Source organism: Dyadobacter soli, from assembly GCF_900101885.1.
GTDB classification, from domain to species: domain Bacteria; phylum Bacteroidota; class Bacteroidia; order Cytophagales; family Spirosomataceae; genus Dyadobacter; species Dyadobacter soli.
The window spans coordinates 14410-31720 of sequence record NZ_FNAN01000031.1 but is presented as its reverse complement, the minus strand read 5'-3'; the positions used below and the strand labels follow the sequence as shown (position 1 = coordinate 31720).

Annotated in this window: 16 protein-coding genes; 11 read left to right on the top strand and 5 right to left on the bottom strand. The window is 51.6% G+C overall.

Annotated features, from left to right (window positions below; genetic code table 11):
* Window positions 1–11: 11 nt before the first annotated feature.
* Window positions 12–2051: a potassium-transporting ATPase subunit KdpB gene (gene kdpB, locus BLQ88_RS34405; protein WP_090157560.1), complete on the top strand. Its 2040-nt coding sequence runs from the start codon at window positions 12–14 to the stop codon at window positions 2049–2051.
* 5 nt (window positions 2052–2056) lie between these two features.
* Here the strand turns inward: kdpB and BLQ88_RS34400 are convergent, their stop codons facing one another.
* The gene (locus tag BLQ88_RS34400) at window positions 2057–2323 is read right to left on the bottom strand and encodes a Txe/YoeB family addiction module toxin (RefSeq protein WP_090157559.1); all 267 of its coding nucleotides are present in this window, start codon (window positions 2321–2323) and stop codon (window positions 2057–2059) included.
* On the bottom strand, window positions 2320–2586 hold the full coding sequence (locus BLQ88_RS34395; protein ID WP_090157558.1) for a hypothetical protein: 267 nt from the start codon (window positions 2584–2586) through the stop codon (window positions 2320–2322). The genes BLQ88_RS34400 and BLQ88_RS34395 overlap by 4 nt, the downstream gene beginning before the upstream one ends.
* Before the next feature lie 38 nt (window positions 2587–2624).
* Here BLQ88_RS34395 and BLQ88_RS34390 point away from each other — a divergent pair, with 38 nt between their 5' ends.
* The 9 genes from BLQ88_RS34390 (at window position 2625) to BLQ88_RS34350 (ending at window position 12005) form a co-directional block, all read left to right on the top strand.
* Complete coding sequence (locus BLQ88_RS34390; RefSeq protein WP_090157557.1) at window positions 2625–3185, top strand: K(+)-transporting ATPase subunit C; 561 nt, start codon at window positions 2625–2627, stop codon at window positions 3183–3185.
* Between the two features lie 89 nt (window positions 3186–3274).
* Window positions 3275–4387 carry a porin gene (locus BLQ88_RS34385; protein WP_090157585.1) on the top strand — a complete coding sequence of 371 codons (1113 nt, stop codon included), beginning with the start codon at window positions 3275–3277 and terminating at the stop codon, window positions 4385–4387.
* A 50-nt stretch (window positions 4388–4437) separates the two neighbouring features.
* On the top strand, window positions 4438–4803 hold the full coding sequence (locus BLQ88_RS34380; RefSeq protein ID WP_090157556.1) for a DUF7674 family protein: 366 nt from the start codon (window positions 4438–4440) through the stop codon (window positions 4801–4803).
* 150 nt (window positions 4804–4953) lie between these two features.
* Complete coding sequence (locus BLQ88_RS34375; protein ID WP_090157555.1) at window positions 4954–6069, top strand: universal stress protein; 1116 nt, start codon at window positions 4954–4956, stop codon at window positions 6067–6069.
* Window position 6070: 1 nt separating this feature from the next.
* Complete coding sequence (locus tag BLQ88_RS34370; RefSeq protein WP_090157554.1) at window positions 6071–7804, top strand: ATP-binding protein; 1734 nt, start codon at window positions 6071–6073, stop codon at window positions 7802–7804.
* A gap of 123 nt (window positions 7805–7927) precedes the next feature.
* Window positions 7928–8293 (top strand): hypothetical protein, encoded by a 366-nt coding sequence (locus BLQ88_RS34365; RefSeq protein ID WP_229212980.1) that lies wholly within the window; start codon window positions 7928–7930, stop codon window positions 8291–8293.
* 79 nt (window positions 8294–8372) lie between these two features.
* On the top strand, window positions 8373–8858 hold the full coding sequence (locus tag BLQ88_RS37470) for a helix-turn-helix transcriptional regulator (RefSeq protein ID WP_090157552.1): 486 nt from the start codon (window positions 8373–8375) through the stop codon (window positions 8856–8858).
* A 155-nt stretch (window positions 8859–9013) separates the two neighbouring features.
* On the top strand, window positions 9014–9547 hold the full coding sequence (locus BLQ88_RS34355; RefSeq protein WP_090157551.1) for a DUF4199 domain-containing protein: 534 nt from the start codon (window positions 9014–9016) through the stop codon (window positions 9545–9547).
* A gap of 109 nt (window positions 9548–9656) precedes the next feature.
* Window positions 9657–12005 (top strand): T9SS type A sorting domain-containing protein, encoded by a 2349-nt coding sequence (locus tag BLQ88_RS34350; protein ID WP_090157550.1) that lies wholly within the window; start codon window positions 9657–9659, stop codon window positions 12003–12005.
* Between the two features lie 4 nt (window positions 12006–12009).
* Here BLQ88_RS34350 and BLQ88_RS34345 read toward each other — a convergent pair whose 3' ends face one another.
* Window positions 12010–14121 (bottom strand): metallophosphoesterase, encoded by a 2112-nt coding sequence (locus BLQ88_RS34345; protein WP_090157549.1) that lies wholly within the window; start codon window positions 14119–14121, stop codon window positions 12010–12012.
* Complete coding sequence (locus BLQ88_RS34340; RefSeq protein WP_090157548.1) at window positions 14118–15902, bottom strand: cytochrome-c peroxidase; 1785 nt, start codon at window positions 15900–15902, stop codon at window positions 14118–14120. The genes BLQ88_RS34345 and BLQ88_RS34340 overlap by 4 nt, the downstream gene beginning before the upstream one ends.
* 99 nt (window positions 15903–16001) lie before the next feature.
* Between BLQ88_RS34340 and BLQ88_RS34335 the strand changes: the two genes are divergently transcribed.
* Window positions 16002–16874, top strand: coding sequence for an AraC family transcriptional regulator (locus tag BLQ88_RS34335; RefSeq protein ID WP_090157547.1), 873 nt, complete (start codon window positions 16002–16004; stop codon window positions 16872–16874).
* 5 nt (window positions 16875–16879) lie between these two features.
* Here the strand turns inward: BLQ88_RS34335 and BLQ88_RS34330 are convergent, their stop codons facing one another.
* Complete coding sequence (locus BLQ88_RS34330; RefSeq protein WP_090157546.1) at window positions 16880–17260, bottom strand: DUF983 domain-containing protein; 381 nt, start codon at window positions 17258–17260, stop codon at window positions 16880–16882.
* Window positions 17261–17311 lie beyond the last annotated feature (51 nt).

The following is a 17311-nucleotide window of genomic DNA, read 5'->3' as shown; positions in this document are numbered from 1 at the left end:
GATTATCAGAAATGAAAGCTCAAAATACATCCCTCTTTCAGGGAGACCTCGTACGGGAGGCGCTGGCACAATCCTTTGTGAAGCTCAATCCCCGGATCATGTTCCGTAACCCTGTGATGTTCACCGTCTGGATCGGTACGTTTGTGATGCTGATCGTGAATATCTGGGTAATAGCAGGGGAAAAATCGCAGGGCAGTATGGTTTACAACCTGGTGATTTTCCTGATTCTTTTGCTTACGCTCTTGTTTGCCAACTTCGCCGAAGCCATTGCCGAGGCGCGCGGCAAAGCGCAGGCCAACAGCTTGCGTAAAACCCGCGAAGAAACGCCTGCGAAGTGGATCCAGGCCGTGGGCGAAATGTATGTGAATGAAGTGAAAATCGTGCCGTCGTCGCAGCTGCGAAAAGGCCATATCTTCCTCTGCGAAACCGGCGACATAATCCCTACCGATGGCGAGATCATCGAAGGACTTGCTACCATCGATGAAAGTGCCATTACCGGCGAATCCGCTCCCGTGATCCGCGAGGCGGGTGGCGATAAAAGCAGCGTCACAGGCGGTACCAAAGTCCTTTCCGATCGGATTAAGGTGAAAGTCACCACCGAACCGGGCGAAAGTTTTCTCGATAAAATGATCGCACTCGTGGAAGGTGCCAGCCGCCAGAAAACGCCTAACGAAATCGCATTGACGATCCTGCTGGCCGGTTTTACGCTCGTCTTCATCATCGTGTGTATCACGTTGAAGCCATTTGGTGATTTTGCGAACACGCCCATTACCATTGCCGCATTCATTTCCCTGTTCGTCTGCCTCATCCCGACTACCATTGGCGGGCTGCTTTCAGCCATCGGTATCGCCGGTATGGACCGCGCATTGCGTGCGAATGTGATTACCAAAAGTGGTAAGGCCGTGGAAACGGCGGGGGATATCGACACATTGCTGCTCGATAAAACTGGTACCATCACGATCGGTAACCGCAAGGCGACCAATTTCTGGCCAACCAGGGGCGTCGATAAAAGCTATTTCATCAAAGCAGCCGCATTGAGCTCCATCGCCGACGAAACGCCTGAGGGTAAGTCTATTATCGAGCTCGCCGACCTGCACTCCGACCAGCTCCGCGTCGAAAACCCGACCTTTATCGAGTTCACCGCCGAAACGAGAAGCTCAGGTGTAAACTTCCTCGATACCCGCATCCGCAAGGGCGCGTCCGACGCGATCCGCAAGCTGAGCGAAAAAGCGGGCAACGCATTCCCGATGGACATCGCGGAGAAGGTGAGGGACATTTCCAGCAATGGCGGAACACCGCTGGTAGTAGCTGAAAATGAGGTGGTGATCGGTGTGATCGAGTTGCAGGATATTATCAAACCCGGCATTCAGGAACGTTTCGAAAGGCTGCGGAAAATGGGTGTCAAAACCGTGATGGTAACCGGCGACAACCCGCTGACAGCCAAGTTTATCGCCGAAAAGGCGGGTGTGGACGACTACATCGCCGAAGCCAAGCCGGAAGATAAAATGAATTATATCAAAGCCGAGCAGCAAAAAGGCAAACTAGTAGCCATGATGGGCGACGGTACCAACGATGCACCGGCCCTCGCACAGGCAGACGTGGGCGTGGCCATGAACTCCGGTACACAAGCCGCCAAGGAAGCCGGTAACATGGTAGACCTGGACAACGACCCGACCAAACTGATCGAAATCGTCGAAATCGGCAAGCAATTGCTTATGACCCGCGGCACGCTCACGACATTCAGTATCGCCAACGACGTCGCCAAATACTTCGCCATCGTGCCTGCGTTGTTCATCGCATCCATCCCGGCCCTGCAAGGCCTCAACATCATGCGCCTCCACACGCCGGAAAGCGCAATTCTTTCGGCGATCATCTTCAACGCCGTCATCATCCCGCTGCTTATTCCGCTGGCATTGAAAGGCGTCGCATACAAGCCTATCGGCGCCAGCGCATTGTTGAGACGGAACTTGCTGATTTACGGATTGGGTGGGGTACTGGTGCCTTTTGTAGGGATCAAGGCGATTGATTTGCTGGTTAGCGTTTGGTTTTGAGTAGCTTATTGTTCGTAGTGGCCATGAACGCTCAGCACGAAAATTTCGCCGGAAGCAAGGACTTTGTATATCAAACGGTGTTCATCAGTTATCCTGCGGCTCCAATATCCTTTGAACTGGTGTTTCAATCCTTCGGGTTTTCCGAGCCCGTCGAATGGATGCTTGTGAATATCGGCAATAAGTTCGAAAACCTTTCTTACCAATTTGGGTTCAATTTTGGCCCATCGGGCAAGGTCTTCGAACGCAGTGGGATCGAACACCGTATTTTTCATTCCTCTTTCGTCAGGTGTTTGCTGAAAAGTTCAAAAGAATCTCCGCTAAAAGTCACCACGTTGCCTTTTTCGAGATCGTCCATGGCTTTCTCTAACCGGGCAAAATATTCTTCACGGGTTTCCTCGCGAAGGATGCCTTTGGATGAATGGTCATTAATGCTAATCGTGATTTCAGAGTTTTCTTTCCCACGAATCAGCGCCTTGATTTTCTCGATCAATTCATCTGTGAATTCCGAAGATTGAATTCTTAGGACAGCATCCATACCATTTCTTTTTTCTCAAAAATAAAAATATAAATACCATGAAACAACACATTCTCCCAGCGATCCGGTTGACGATCGTGACGCTGATATTCTTCTCGGGCGTGTATACGCTGGCGGTTCTGGGCGCGGCTCAGCTCTTTCCTAACCATGGCAAAGGCGAGGTTATCGAGCAAAATGGTAAACGGTATTATGCCAATATCGGGCAGTCGTTTACGGATGACAAGTACTTCAACTCGCGGCCGTCGGCGGTGGGTTACAATGCGGCGGGTAGCGGTGGTAGCAACAAAGGACCTTCCAACGAGGAGTACCTGGGCGTGGTGCAAGCGCGGATCGATACTTTTCTGGTGCATAACCTGGGTGTACAAAAGGCCGACATTCCCGTAGAGCTCGTGACAGCGAGCGGCAGCGGCCTCGATCCCGATATTTCCGAAAAAGCAGCATTAGTGCAGGTCGATCGTATCGCGAAGGTTCGTAATGTGCCTGTTCAAAAATTGCAGCAGATTGTGAAAGAGCATATTAGCAAGCCATTGCTAGGGTTGTTCGGTCCGGCGAAGATCAATGTGCTGAAACTGAACCTGGCGCTCGATCAATTGAAATAACCTCAAAAGCGCCGCCCGTTTCCAGTGCCGTCGCAACGGGCGGGGTTTCTTCTTACCGCGCGGCTATGATTGAACAGATTACCTTTTTTATGAAAACTTTGATTTTAAGTGCGCTTGCCATTGCCTCCGTTTCTCACTCCAATGCCCAGGATTCAACGCAAACTGCTGTCGCGCCGGCTGACGGTAATACGTCGCCTTTCGCGGTAAGCGCTTACGTGGAGTCGTACTATTTGCAGGAATTCCACAAAAGTGACAACCACACGATGCCCGGTTTCATTTACAACCACAACCGGACCGGTGAGGTGAACCTGAACCTGGCATTCCTCAAAGGCAGCTACTCAGGCGACCGCGTGCGTGCGAACCTTGCATTGGCAGCCGGTACTTATATGAATGCAAACTACGCCGCCGAGCCCGGCGTACTGAAAAACGTGTTCGAAGCAAATGCCGGGATAAAGATTTCCAAAAACCATAACCTCTGGCTCGATGCGGGCATTATGCCTTCCCATATCGGTTTCGAGAGCGCGATCGGGAAGGATAACTGGGCATTGACGCGCAGCCTGGTGGCAGAAAATACGCCCTATTTTGAAACCGGTTTAAAACTGGGATACACCACTGAAAACGCAAAATGGTACCTCGCGGCGACCTACCTCAATGGCTGGCAGCGTATTCAGCGGGTAGATGGTAACACGACGCCCGCATTCGGGACGCAGGTTACTTACAAGCCAAACGCCGCGGTAACATTGAATTACAGCACATTCATCGGCAGCGACAAGCCGGACAGCACACGGCAAATGCGGTACTACCACAACATTTACGGGGTATTCCAATTCTCGGATAAATGGGGTCTCACGGCCGGCTTCGACATTGGCAGTGAGCAGAAAGCGAAGGGTAGCAGCGCTTACAACACGGTGTATGTGCCGGTCACGATCCTGCGCTTTTCGCCTTCCCCGAAAATCAATATCGCAGCGAGAGGGGAGTATTATCACGATAAAAATGGCGTAATCATCGCCACAGGTACGGATAACGGTTTTCAGACTTTCGGAACGTCGCTGAACTTCGACTATCAGATCACCCCGCAGGTAATGTGGCGGATCGAGGCGCGTAACCTTAGCAGCCGTGATGCAATTTTCAATGACAAGGGCGCCGATTTGTCCAAAAACAAAACCTATTTGACTACCGCCCTGACCTTCGCTTTGAACTAGACACAAGCCGGGCAGGTAGCCAATCCTGCCGGTTTTAACCCTGTACAGCCATGTTTACCCAGTTACAAATCATCAACCTGCTTAGAAATGAACTTCCTGTCTTGGCCGGAGCGGATTGCGCGGCGGTATCAGCGCATACTTTCAATTCTATCCATTCATCAATCCATTACCTGTCGGCTTGCACGAAAAACACGATGGAACACAGGCACTTCCGCGCGGCGAGATGCTGTTTCGGCCTTGCGGAAAAAGTCTACCGGGAAGGCGACGCGATGGTGAAGCTGCTGATCGAGAATGTATTTGTGTATGCCAATGTCTGGACCAGATCAAGAAACATTCCATCGCCACTGCCTGCGGACATTGTTCCTGATGTTTTATACAAAATTCATTTGAAACAGCTCAACGACAGCGGCTGCTAGCATTTATTACTCAACGTTAAACTCCAAGAACCGCAGCAGCGGACCATCCCGAACCCTTAACCTTCAACCCAAACCCTGGGCCGCAGCGGCGTACCGCTCTAAATCCTGAACTTTAAACTCATAAACCCTAAACTATAAACCCTCAACTCCATGGAAACCAGCGCCGAACATTTTCTCGAACTGATCAAAAAGTCGAGGAGAGGCAAATTCAAGATATACATCGGTATGAGCGCCGGGGTGGGCAAGACCTACCGGATGTTGCAGGAAGCCCACGCGCTCCTGCGTACAGGCATCGACGTGAAGATCGGGTATATCGAAACGCATAACCGGAAGGAAACGCACGAATTGCTCGAAGGGCTGCCGGTTATCCCGCGGCGCAAGTTGTTTTACAAAGGGAAAGAGCTGGAAGAGTTCGATGTGCAGGCGGTGATTACCCTCCGGCCGGAAGTGGTGATCGTGGACGAGCTGGCGCATTCTAATATCGAAGGCAGTAAAAATGCCAAACGCTGGCAGGATGTGCTGGATATTCTCGAAGCGGGGATCAACGTGATTTCGGCGGTGAATATCCAACATATCGAAAGCCTGAATCAGGAAGTGCGCGAGATTACGGGCGTGGAAGTGGCCGAGCGCATTCCCGACAAAGTGCTGGGCCTGGCCGACGAAGTGGTGAACATCGACCTTACCGCCGACGAGCTCATTACCCGTTTGAAAGAAGGCAAAATTTACCGGGAAGAAAAGATCCAGGCCGCATTACAGAACTTTTTCAAGCCACAGCACATTCTCCAACTCCGCGAACTGGCCCTGAAAGAAGTGGCTTCCCAGGTGGAACGGAAGGTCGAAAGCGAAATACAGCCGGGTATGGCGCTCAAACACGAGCGTTTTCTGGCATGCATTAGTAGTAATGAAAAGACGGCCCGCAATGTGATCCGCAAAACCGCGCGGCTGGCCAACTACTATCATAGCAGCTGGTTTTTGCTGTATGTGCAGACGCCCGGCGAGTCGGCGAGCCGCATTGGGCTGGCCAAACAGCGGCATTTGATCAACAATTTCAAGCTGGCGACCGAGCTGGGCGGGAACGTGATCAAAATGGAGAGCGGCAGCATCGCCAAAACGATCGTGGAGGTGGCCGAAAAGAACAAGATCACCACGATATGCATCGGGAAGCCGCATTTGAACCTCTTCAAAGTCATTTTGGCCACGAATGTGTTCAACGGGCTTTTAAATAAAATGTCTTCTTCCGACATTGACCTCGTAATACTTTCCTGAAATGAAGATCAAAACCAAACTGAGGCTCGGTATAGGCCTGCTTTTCGCCATGATCACGGTGCTGGCCGTGGTGGGAATCAGGCAGGTAAGCCTGCTGTCGGCCGATTCGCGCAATATCCTCATTGCCAACCATAATTCCCTCGAATATACCCGGCAAATGCTCCGCGCGCTCGACGAGCTGGAAGTGCATGCCGGTGCATTGGACGTGTTCAAAAAGAACCTCGAAGCACAGCAGAAGAACATTACCGAAATCGGGGAAAAGGAGCTCACGGCACAGCTGGCGGGGCATTTTGAAAAGCTGAAAACGAATGTCCGCGACCGGGAAACAGCGGCGCTGATCCGGAACGATGCGCTCGAAATTATGAGCATTAACCTTGACGCGATCAACCGTAAAAGCCACATCGCGAGCCAGACGGCCAAGAGTTCGATGGTTTGGATCGGTATTACGGGCACATTATGCTTCATTATCGCATTCACACTGTTCGTAAACCTGCCGGGCAACATCGCCAACCCTATCCGCGAGCTCACCGAAAGTATCCGCCAGATAGCCAATGAGAACTACACCGAACGCGTACATTTCGGCAGCCGCGACGAGTACGGGCAGCTGGCACAGTCGTTCAACACGATGGCCGAGAAGCTGGAAGAATACAACAGCAGCAACCTGGCGAAGCTGATGATCGAAAAAAAGCGGGTAGAAACGCTGATCGACAATATGCATGACCCGGTAATTGGCCTGGATGAAAACCGGAAAGTGATATTCGCCAACGAAGTAGCCAGAAGAGTTACCGGTTTGCAGGCTACCGAACTCGTCGGTCGCGACGCGGCGGAGGTGGCATTGCACAATGACCTCGTCCGTTCGCTGGTAAAGGACATTGCCGACCCGAAGGCCAAAGCAAACGGGCAGAGTACTGCCATGAAAATTTACGCTGACGACAAGGAGAGCTATTTTGAAAAGGAATACGTTGATATTTCCATCGTGCCCACCGGCGAGCAGCAGCCCCGCTCGATCGGCCATGTGATTATCCTGCGGAATGTGACGCCTTACAAAGAGCTGGATTTTGCCAAAACCAATTTCATAGCCAACGTCTCCCACGAGCTCAAAACGCCTATTTCTTCCATTAAAATAACCCTCGATCTCCTTCGCAACGAACGGGTAGGCAATACCAACGACGAACAACGCAGCCTGCTCGACAGCATCCGCGAAGACGCCGACCGCCTTTTGAAGATCACCGGCGAACTGCTGAACATTACCCAGGTGGAAAGCGGTAAAATCCAGCTCAACATCGCCGGTACCTCACCGCGCGAGATCGTGCAATATGCCATTGCGGCCAATGAGACCCAGGCCGAAAGCCGCGATATCAGCCTGCAAATAGAAGATAACGGTATCAAATCCAATGTGCTGGCCGACTCGGAGAAGACCGCCTGGGTGCTTACCAACCTGGTTTCCAACGCGATCCGCTATTCGTACGACCATTCCAGCATCCGCATTGTACTCGAAGAATATGCCGACACCGTGCGCATCGCCGTTGCCGACAATGGCCAGGGTATTTCCCAGGAGTACAAAGACAAGATCTTCGACCGCTACTTCCGCGTGCCGGGCTCCACCAAAGAAGGCACCGGCCTCGGCCTGGCCATCAGCCGCGAATTCATGGAGGCCCAGGAAGGCACACTCACCGTCGAAAGCGAGCTAGGGGCGGGGAGTACTTTTACGATTGCGTTGAAAAAAGTCGCGTAATGCGTGGTGGGCGTTCATTCGCGCATGCGTACAAGGCTTTGCCACTCATCAAATAGCTATTGTAGTTTTCAAATCAGTACTGTATATTGCATAGTACCTTGTAAAACAATTTTAGCTATGAAAATGAAATCATTACTTATCTCTCAATTTGCAATGCTGGCAATGTTTGTTGCCTGCAACCGTGGTGACGTGAATATTGCCGTGAAGGACGATGACGATCATTACCGGTTCAGGGCGCATTTCAATGACGACCTGTCGCCGGAAGTGGCGGAATTCCTCAATGACCACATTTCGCCGATACGCATCGATCCCGAGCGGGAATCGAAAATCATTACCGTTTTGTCCGACCATACTAAACTGACCGTCGAGTCGTCACCGGGTGAGCTGATGGTTTATATCGACAAGGACGAGAACAGCCGCGATTCTTACCACCGGGTCAAGAACCTTTGCGACGGCGTGAAGGACGTCATTATGAGGCATAGCAAGTAGCATTCAGGGAAAACGCCGTGGCAGGCTGTGTCGCTGGCCGAAAATCTTTATTTTTGGGAAACCAACAGTCTGGTTACAAATGGTTTCCAAAACGATCAGCGATTTTTACCACAAACACAGGCAGGAGTTGCTCTACGGGGTATCGCTTGCCTTGTTGCTTTTTGTGCTCAGGTGGTTCGAATTGCGGTTCCTGATCCTCGATCATATCATTGAAATTTACGTAGGCGCGATAGCGCTGCTGTTTACCGGCCTCGGCATCTGGCTGGCGCACAAGCTCACTACGCCCAAAGTGGAGACGCGCATCGTGGAGCGGGAGGTGTATGTGACGGCGGGGGATGAGTTCACCGTCAACGAGCCGGAGCGGCTGCGGCTGGGTATCAGTCAGCGCGAGCTGGAAGTGTTGCAGCTGGTGGCCGAAGGGCTGAGCAACCAGGAGATCGCCGAGCGCCTGTTCGTATCGCTGAATACGGTGAAGACGCATTCGTCACGGATTTTTGAAAAACTCGAAGTCCGTAACCGTACGCAGGCGGTCGAGCGTGCGCGGCGGCTCAGGCTTATTGCGTGAGACCACATGACAATTCTTAACCATTCCTGACCACACCTGACCAAGAACAGACGACAAATTCAACCTCCTGAGACAAAATCACCCGAAAGTATGACTCGAAAACGGCCATTACGCTTCAAATTCGCAGCATTACCGGATATTTAAATCAAAATGATATGAACAGGATTATCGTTATCTGCGGCATTATTTCAGGGGCGCTCGTGTCGACTTTCATGGTGGCTTCCATGGCGGTTTGCTACCAGAAACAGGAGTTCGAAGGCAATATGCTGCTTGGTTACGCGGCCATGCTGCTGTCTTTTTCCATGGTTTTTGTAGGGATTAAAAACTACCGCGACAAGTACAGCGGAGGCGCGGTTTCGTTTGGCAAAGCATTCAAAATAGGGCTCTACATTACGCTGGTCGCGTCGACGGTGTATGTGATCGTGTGGCTGATCGACTATTACCTTTTTATCCCCGATTTCATGGACAAATACACCGCGCATTTGCTCAAACAGTTCCAGGCGGAAGGACCTACGGCGGCCGAGCTCGAAGCGAAGGTGACCGAGCTCGCTGGGTACAAGGAAATGTACCAAAGCCCTATTATGGTTATCCTGTGGACCTATGCCGAGATACTACCGGTAGGGCTGGTGGTAACGCTCATTTCCGCATTGATCCTTAAAAAGCCCGGAGCAAATGTGCAGGCGGCTTAGTTCCGATGCTTAAGATTTAAAACTAATACTACTCCGAAGGGTTTGAGTTTCAAAGGTTTTTAGCTATAATCGCCTGAAAATCTTTTAGTAAACACAAACCCTTCCTTTTGTGAAAAAATTCTACCTTCTGCTGGTAGCACTGCTGCCGTTTGCCGCATTGGCACAATGTCCAACCGATCTCATCATTAACGACCAGGCCACGCTGGACGATTTTGTTACTAACAACCCCGGCTGCGTTAATTTACCAGGTGACCTGATCATAGAAGGTGTTGATATTAAGAATCTTAGCTCCCTGAGTACGCTATCCGCGGTAGGAGGGAGCATTATAGTGCGGAACAATGATTCGCTGACCACCCTCGCCGGTCTGGGGGATATCGTTTCGGTCGGAGCTTCGGTGAGAATATATGGTAACCCGTTACTGGAAGACCTTTCCGGCCTCGACGGCCTTACCACGTTGCCCGGCAGCCTGGTGATCGATGCCAATGCAGTGCTGAAAAACATTGCGGGAGCAGGCAATATCGTGTCGGTAGGCGATTCGCTCGTGATCGCACAAAGCGATTCGCTGAAATCGATCAGCAGTCTCACGGTTTCTTCGGTGGGCTCGGTGGTGGCAATATATGACAACGAGGCGCTGGAAAGCGTAGCCGGGCTTGAAGGCTTGAACATTGTGCCCGGTGACCTGATCATCGACGGAAACCTGGCGCTTAAAAGCGTCGCGGGGATCGGTAACATCGGTGCGGTAGGCGGTTCGTTTGTCCTCGGCACGACGGATTCATTGACAACGATCGACGACCTTGGCATTGTTGCCGTCGACGGGTCGCTCCGCATCGGGTTCAATGTAAATCTGGCATCGCTGGCCGGGCTGGAAAATATCACGCAACTCGGTGGTGATCTGGAAATTACGAACAACTTGTCGATCAAGGACCTGATGGGATTGAACGGGCTGGCGTCGGTAGGTGGCAGTACTTTTATTGATTTCAGCGACAGCCTCGTGAACCTGCAAGGACTGAACCAGCTTACTACCATCGGCGGCGAGCTCTTCCTGGACTTTAATCCGTTGCTAGAAAGCCTGAGCGGGCTGGACCAGCTGATTTCGATAGGCGGCCATTTGACAATCGCCGATACCGACACCCTCACGGATATTTCGGCATTGAGCAACCTTTCTTCCGTCGGTGGTGGGTTATACCTGTTTAATAACCTGTTGCTTCCTAATCTCAACGGTTTACAGAGCGTCCCGTCCTTCGGCAGTGAAATGGTAATCACGTTTAATCCTGCGCTGGAAAATCTGGACGGGCTGGATGGGCTGACGTCAGTTGGGGAAGCGGGTGTTCAAATCGCCTTCAACTTTTCATTGCAAAACCTGGACGGGTTGTCTGCCCTGACGGCTATCGACGGCGACTTGATGCTGCTATACAATTTTTCACTGAAAAGCCTCTCGGGGCTAAGCAACCTGCAAGCATTGGGCCCGCTCGGTACCCTGGTGGTTGCCGTAAACGATTCCCTGGCTGATTTGCAGGGGCTAAGCGGCCTTACAACCGTCGACCGCGTTTTCATAGAGGCAAATTTCAGTCTCAAATCGCTGGCTGGTTTGGATAATCTTGCATCCATAACCGATTCTTTATCAATAACCTATAATGATAGTCTGGCCAATCTCGATGGCCTGGCCGGTTTGCAAAGCATTGGCGGGGGCTTGCTGATAGCCGAGGACTTGCAGCTTGCAAGCCTGGATGGATTGAGCAGTCTCCAAACCATCGGCGGTACGATTACCATCGCCGACAATATATTGCTCGAAACCTGCGCTACGGTCAAATTTTGTGATATACTTAAAAACAAACCGGTAGAGCTGGTATTGATCGAAAACAACCTCGGCGACTGCCTGGACCGCGCGGCGGTGGATGCCGCCTGCGCTCAGCTTCCGGTCACATTGATCGCCTTTACGGCTAAAAAGGAAGGACAAACGGCGCTACTCGAATGGTCGACGAGCGCGGAAACGAACAGCGATTATTTTGAAATACAACACAGTAACAGCAACGGTAAGTCCTGGGTGGTGGTAGGTAAAAAAGCGGCGGCGGGAGAAAGCACCGTGGTAAAAAGCTATACTTTTACCCATGCTAATCCATTGAAAGGAAGCAATTTGTATCGTCTTAAAATGGTCGACCGGGACAAGAGCTACGCATTCAGCAGCATTCAGGCGGTGCGGTTCGATGATCTTCCGGTACTTGAAATCTATCCTAATCCCGTGGCCGCGAGCCTGATCGTTCGCCCGACAAACGGAACAATCCGCGAGATCGCCTTGTACAATGCTGCCGGTAAACGTGTCATAATCAAATCGTTGAATACGATGCAGTTACCGGAGCCCGCGACGATCGATACGAGCCATTTGCCGGGCGGAATGTACGTCGCCAAAGTTGCTTATGCAGACGGCTCGGTACATTCCTGCAGATTTGTGAAGAAATAATGCCTTACTGGATCGCCAGCTTTTTGACCGCGCTCCTGCCATTAATGCTCACTTTCAAAAAGTAAATGCCGGTTGTGAGCTGGCTGGGCAGGAATGCGGCGGGTGTCTGGCTGATCGTCAATTTCCGGTTATCCAATGTCCTCCCCGAAACGTCGGTAAGCGTCAGTTCCGCCATCTGCGTCGTTTGCCCTGTTGTGCGGATTTGCATTTGGCTGGCTGACGACGGGTTCGGGATGATCTCGATGTCGAGGGATATATTGGGTTCGGCGGCGAGCACCGGGTCCGGTAGCACAATGGCAACGATACGGGAATAAATAATCCGTCCATCCAAGGCATTCATAGCCAGGCGGTAGTAATAGGTGTCGTTAACCGGCAAACTTTGACTCTGGGTATCCACAAATACGTAGTCCTTTCGTTGCTGTGAGTTGGGGCCTCCTGTTACTTTTCCTATTTCGGCGAAGTTCCGGGCATCGTCCGAACGCTGGACGGAATAATGTGATAATTCTGCCTCCGTTTCGCTAGTCCATTTAACGGTCACTGAATTTTTATTATCCCGTTCGGTTGTGAGACTTATCAACTTGGCCGGATCAGGCTTGGGTGTGGTCACTTTCACATGAAAAACGTCCTGAATGCAATTTTGCGCATCTTTCACGGTATAGTCGGTACTCTGTGCCGGCTGCACTGTGAGTGTGCGGTTTTTTGAGCCGTCAGTCCAAACATAGTCACCCACAAACGACGCTTTCAGCTCCACCGACTGATTACGGGCGATCTCGTGCGTCGTTTCTTTATTCACGCCTTTTTCCATTGTGAACTTGTCGCGGATCACGCCGTCGGCGGCTATCCATTTCAAATCCAGTCGGTTGCCTTCCACTTCCAGCATGAGGCTCCCGCCGTGTTCGGCGTCGGAGTGGTACATGGCTTTGTGGGGGAAATCGGGTTTGGGGTTACCTAGCTGCCCGCCGGAACCGGCCACGACGTACACCGTACCGCGGCTTTGCGGGCTGTTTTTAATGTAGGGGCAAGAATTATCGGAACCGTCGTACCGCGCCGAGGATAGGTCGACGACGTGTTTAGAGGCGTCGAACGTGCTACTATTCCCGTAATGCCCGCCCATGAGGCGCGAGCGCTCGTACACGTGGCTGTGCCCGCACACGATGAGGTCTACGCCCATGCGTTCGAGAATGCGGATGAAGTTCTGGCGGATAGCGGCCATTTCAGGATCACCGTCCGACTCGCGCGAACCTTTTGAATAGGGTGGGTGATGCCAGTAAGCCACTACCCAATCCTTGTTTTGATTGGCCGCGAGGTCTTTTTTGATCCATTGTACTTGCTTGCCGAGCGTGTCGTAAAGCCGTGTTGCATTGTCTTCGCGGCCATAAGAATCGAGCGAGAGGAAATGCACATTGCCGTAATCGAATGAATAGAATGATTCGGTACCGGACGGCTCACCACCCGCCTCACCCTGGGTAGGCATGGTGAAAACATCGTAATACGGAATCTTGTGGTCGTCCTGGCGCGCCGGATTGTCGTTGTCGTAATCGTGGTTGCCGGGCGAAGGGAAGAGCGGATATTGTTTGAGCAGGTTATCCTTGTAACGATTGAAAAAATTGGACTGGTACTCGGCATCGCGGCCAAAAGAATACGCATTGTCGCCGAGCAATAGCCAGGCATTCATATAGTTACCGCCTAGGTATTCCATCAGTCGGGCCCGTACATCGTCCTGGATCACCGAATTCGTGCCGCAGTCGCCCAGCAGGCCGAAGCGGTATTTTCCCGGCTTGCCTGCCACGGCCGCAGTCTGGAAAAAGTTGTGGTCACCTGTCTGTAAAACGGCGGTTTGGGAGCCGATCGAATAATAATACCGCGTCTCCGCTTGCAGGCCTGTTACCTTCACTTCATGTTCGGTGGTGGCAGCATTGTCGGTAAAAGTCTTGTCGAGCGACTGCGAGCTGCTGCCCACTTTTACCATCGAATTGGAAGGCTGGTCGGTACGCCAGCGGATGATAATGCTGGTAGGCGTGGCTACTTGCAGGTATGGCCCGCGCAGGAGCGTTCCTTGCGCATGGGCTGCGATAAAGGAGAAGAATGTCAGGAAGGTGAGTAGATATGTTTTCATAAATGGTCGGTAAGCGAATGTAAAAAGGCAATAATGTCGGACTTTTCCTCATCCGAAAGATTAAGCGGTATGGAAGGCAGTGTCTGGTCGGGAATATCGAGCCCCAGGCCGGCGCCCCCGCCTTTGTCATAGAACTCCATCACTTTTTCCAGACTTCCCAATGCGCCGTTGTGCATGTAGGGCGCGGTGACGGCGGCATTCCGGACGGTCGGGGTTTTGAATGCCCCGCGAAAATAGGGGGTAGGGCGGGCTTCAAACCGGCCCTGATCGGGGTCTGTTTTGGGGTGAACCAAGTCGTCAGACGCCGTTGTACCCAGTATTTCAAACTCCGTGAGCGTGTACGTGGGCGGGATCAGTCCGTTGAAAAGCGGAGCAAAATGGCAGGTACCGCATTGCGCCTTGCCCATGAAAAGGTTAAAGCCAATTACCTGACGATCGGTTAATGCGGATTTGTTGCCTGCAATATACCGGTCGAAATCCGAGCTAAACGGCTGTAATGTGCGCACGTAGGCTGCAATGGCCTTATAAATAATCGTGTCGGTTAACGTCTTCCGATTCGGGTCTATTTTTTTGATCAGGCGCCGGTAGGGCCGTTCCTTCGCGAATTTCCGGACCATTTCCGCTGGTTTGCCATTCATTTCCAGGCTGTCGTGGATTACGGTGCGGATCTGTTCTTCCAGCGTCCTCGCGCGCCCGTCCCAGAACTGCGCGTGTTGGAATGCACTATAGATTAAGGAAGGCGCATTACGCCGCACGGCCTGGCCGGGGTGGATACCGATGCTTTTGGGCAACCCATCGGTAAAATGCAATGCGGGATTATGGCAGGAAGCGCAGCTGCGGGTACCGTTGGAAGACAGGCGCGTTTCGAAGAAAAGTTTTTCACCCAACTCAGCCAATGCGGGATCGGTATTCGCACTGCCGCCGAATGCGGTTTTTGCAAATGCATCGGGACGGAAAATGTTTTTGGCATTATAATTCAAAGTTCCTTTCTCATTGATTTCAAGCCCCATTCCACGGATCATATTGCCTATCCGCTCCTGTAACGGCAACGCGTAGCTCGTCAGGAAATCGAGGCGGTCGAACGTGTCAAAATTGTTGCTTTTTGCCAGGTATACTTCGCACGAAACAAGCCATTTCCAGACAATATCGTCTTTTGAATGTTTCATGTAAGGTTTCAAGACCTCATCGATCGCTTCCAGGGATGCAAGCGCTTCTTTGAGCCCGCTTTTCAGCGAAGGCGCGTCGAAGCCGGAAATGCTGAGTGTCATCACCCGGACAAGTTCAAGGCGTACGCTTTCCAGTATTTGTGCGTCGGTTGCCTTGAAATTGTAAAGTAATGCAGGCAGGTCGTCCGCGGCCGTTTCCATAAACCGGCATTGCCGGAGCATTTCGGCTTTGTTGCCACCGGGGTTATCAAAAAGCAGCGCTTCGAGGTATTGCAAGCCCATCGGTTCCCCATATTCGAGGTGCGGTTCTTCGATCTCCGTCTTGGGAGGCCGGTTGTAAATGCGGGAAGAAGTGAAGAAGAAGTAGTCGAGGAAATAGGCGATGCGCTTGTAAGCGAGGCGCGCGTTTTTCAGCTTTTCCTTCGCGTTCGCAATGCTATTGGCATCGGTAGAATCGATTTGTCCGATAGCAACCCTCATTTCCCTTACATTCCCGGCGAAGGCCAGGGCATCGGTAAGGAAAAGTTTGGTGCAATGCTCCACACCGATTTCCTGTTGCCGGGATGCGGCAACGAGCAGTACCAGCGCGAAAAACAATGCGAGGGCTTTCCACATGGGAAAAGAATGTTTTAGGAAACATCCGCAAGATACAGAACAGGTGTCAAATCACGAATATCCATTAAATTGCCGGCTCTGACCCAATTTCAGTATCCCATGCACGGTTCATTTCCACGGCTCGACATCGGCCCGCTCTCCGAATACCGCGAGGACCACATTATGATCGCCCGGTTTTCGGATTATGTCCACGAGCACCAAAGCCTCGTTTTTCCGCACCGGCACAGCTTTTACCACCTGGTACTTTTTACCGAAGGCGCTGGCCGGCATACCATTGATTTCCACCATTTCCAGGCTTCCCCGTACCAGGTTTATTTTATGATTCCGGGGCAGGTGCATACGTGGGATTTCAATGATCAAATGGAAGGTTACGTTGTCAATTTTTCGGATTCGTTTTTCAAATCCTTCCTCCTGCAACCCGAGTACCTAGATTCGTTTTCGTTCCTCGATCAGGATAGCAGCAACAATGTGCTCATGCTCGCGGAAGGCATTCGCGGGCAGATTTGCGGATTGTTTGAAGAGTTACTCAGCCAAAATGCCCGCGCAACCGCCTGGCGCGACGATATGGTGCGGGTTTTACTAATTCAAATTTTCCTGATCATCGAACAAAGCGATTCGGTCGACCGGAAAAAGAATGCTGAAAAAGGGAAGAATGCGACAGTACGGAATTTCATCCGGCTGATCGATAAGAACTACGACCGGCTGAGGCTTCCGGGACAATATGCTGAAATGCTGAATGTTACGCCCAACCACCTGAATGCATTGTGTAAAGAGCATGTGGGAATGCAGGCGGGCGAGCTGATCCGCAACCGGATCGTTTTGGAGGCCAAAAGGCTGCTGATCAACCTCGACCTGACCGTTTCTGAAATCGCTTACAAGCTGAATTTCAACGACAACTCCTATTTCACCAAGTTCTTCCGGAAAGAAACCGGCATGACGCCGGAAGATTTCCGGAAGAGCCCGGCACTGTAAATGCGTTATGCGTGCTCCTTGGTAGAAACCGGCTTGATAAACAATGCAAGCCAGGTCCGGCGTGCCATGCGGTAAAAGAGCGGCGTCAGGATCACGAGGATCGGGATGATGCTTGCGAGGAAGTAATCGAGGTATTCCCTGAATAAATTCACGAATATCAGGAAGTAAATCACCATGAACGCCACGTAAAGTGCATAGCTGATATACAATGCGCCCTGATAAAAGCCTGGCTCGGGCACGAAGTCGGCACCACAGTTCGGGCAGTGACGGTTCATTTTATCAAAATTACGGAGGTTATAGGCACTTTTAGTAATAAAAAAGTCGCCCTCGCCGCATTGGGGGCATTTATTGAATAAAACGCTGTATAGTTTATTGGGCTTTGCCATGATCTTACTGTTTTAAACTGTATACAAATCTCCTCATTAACCCGGTTAAAA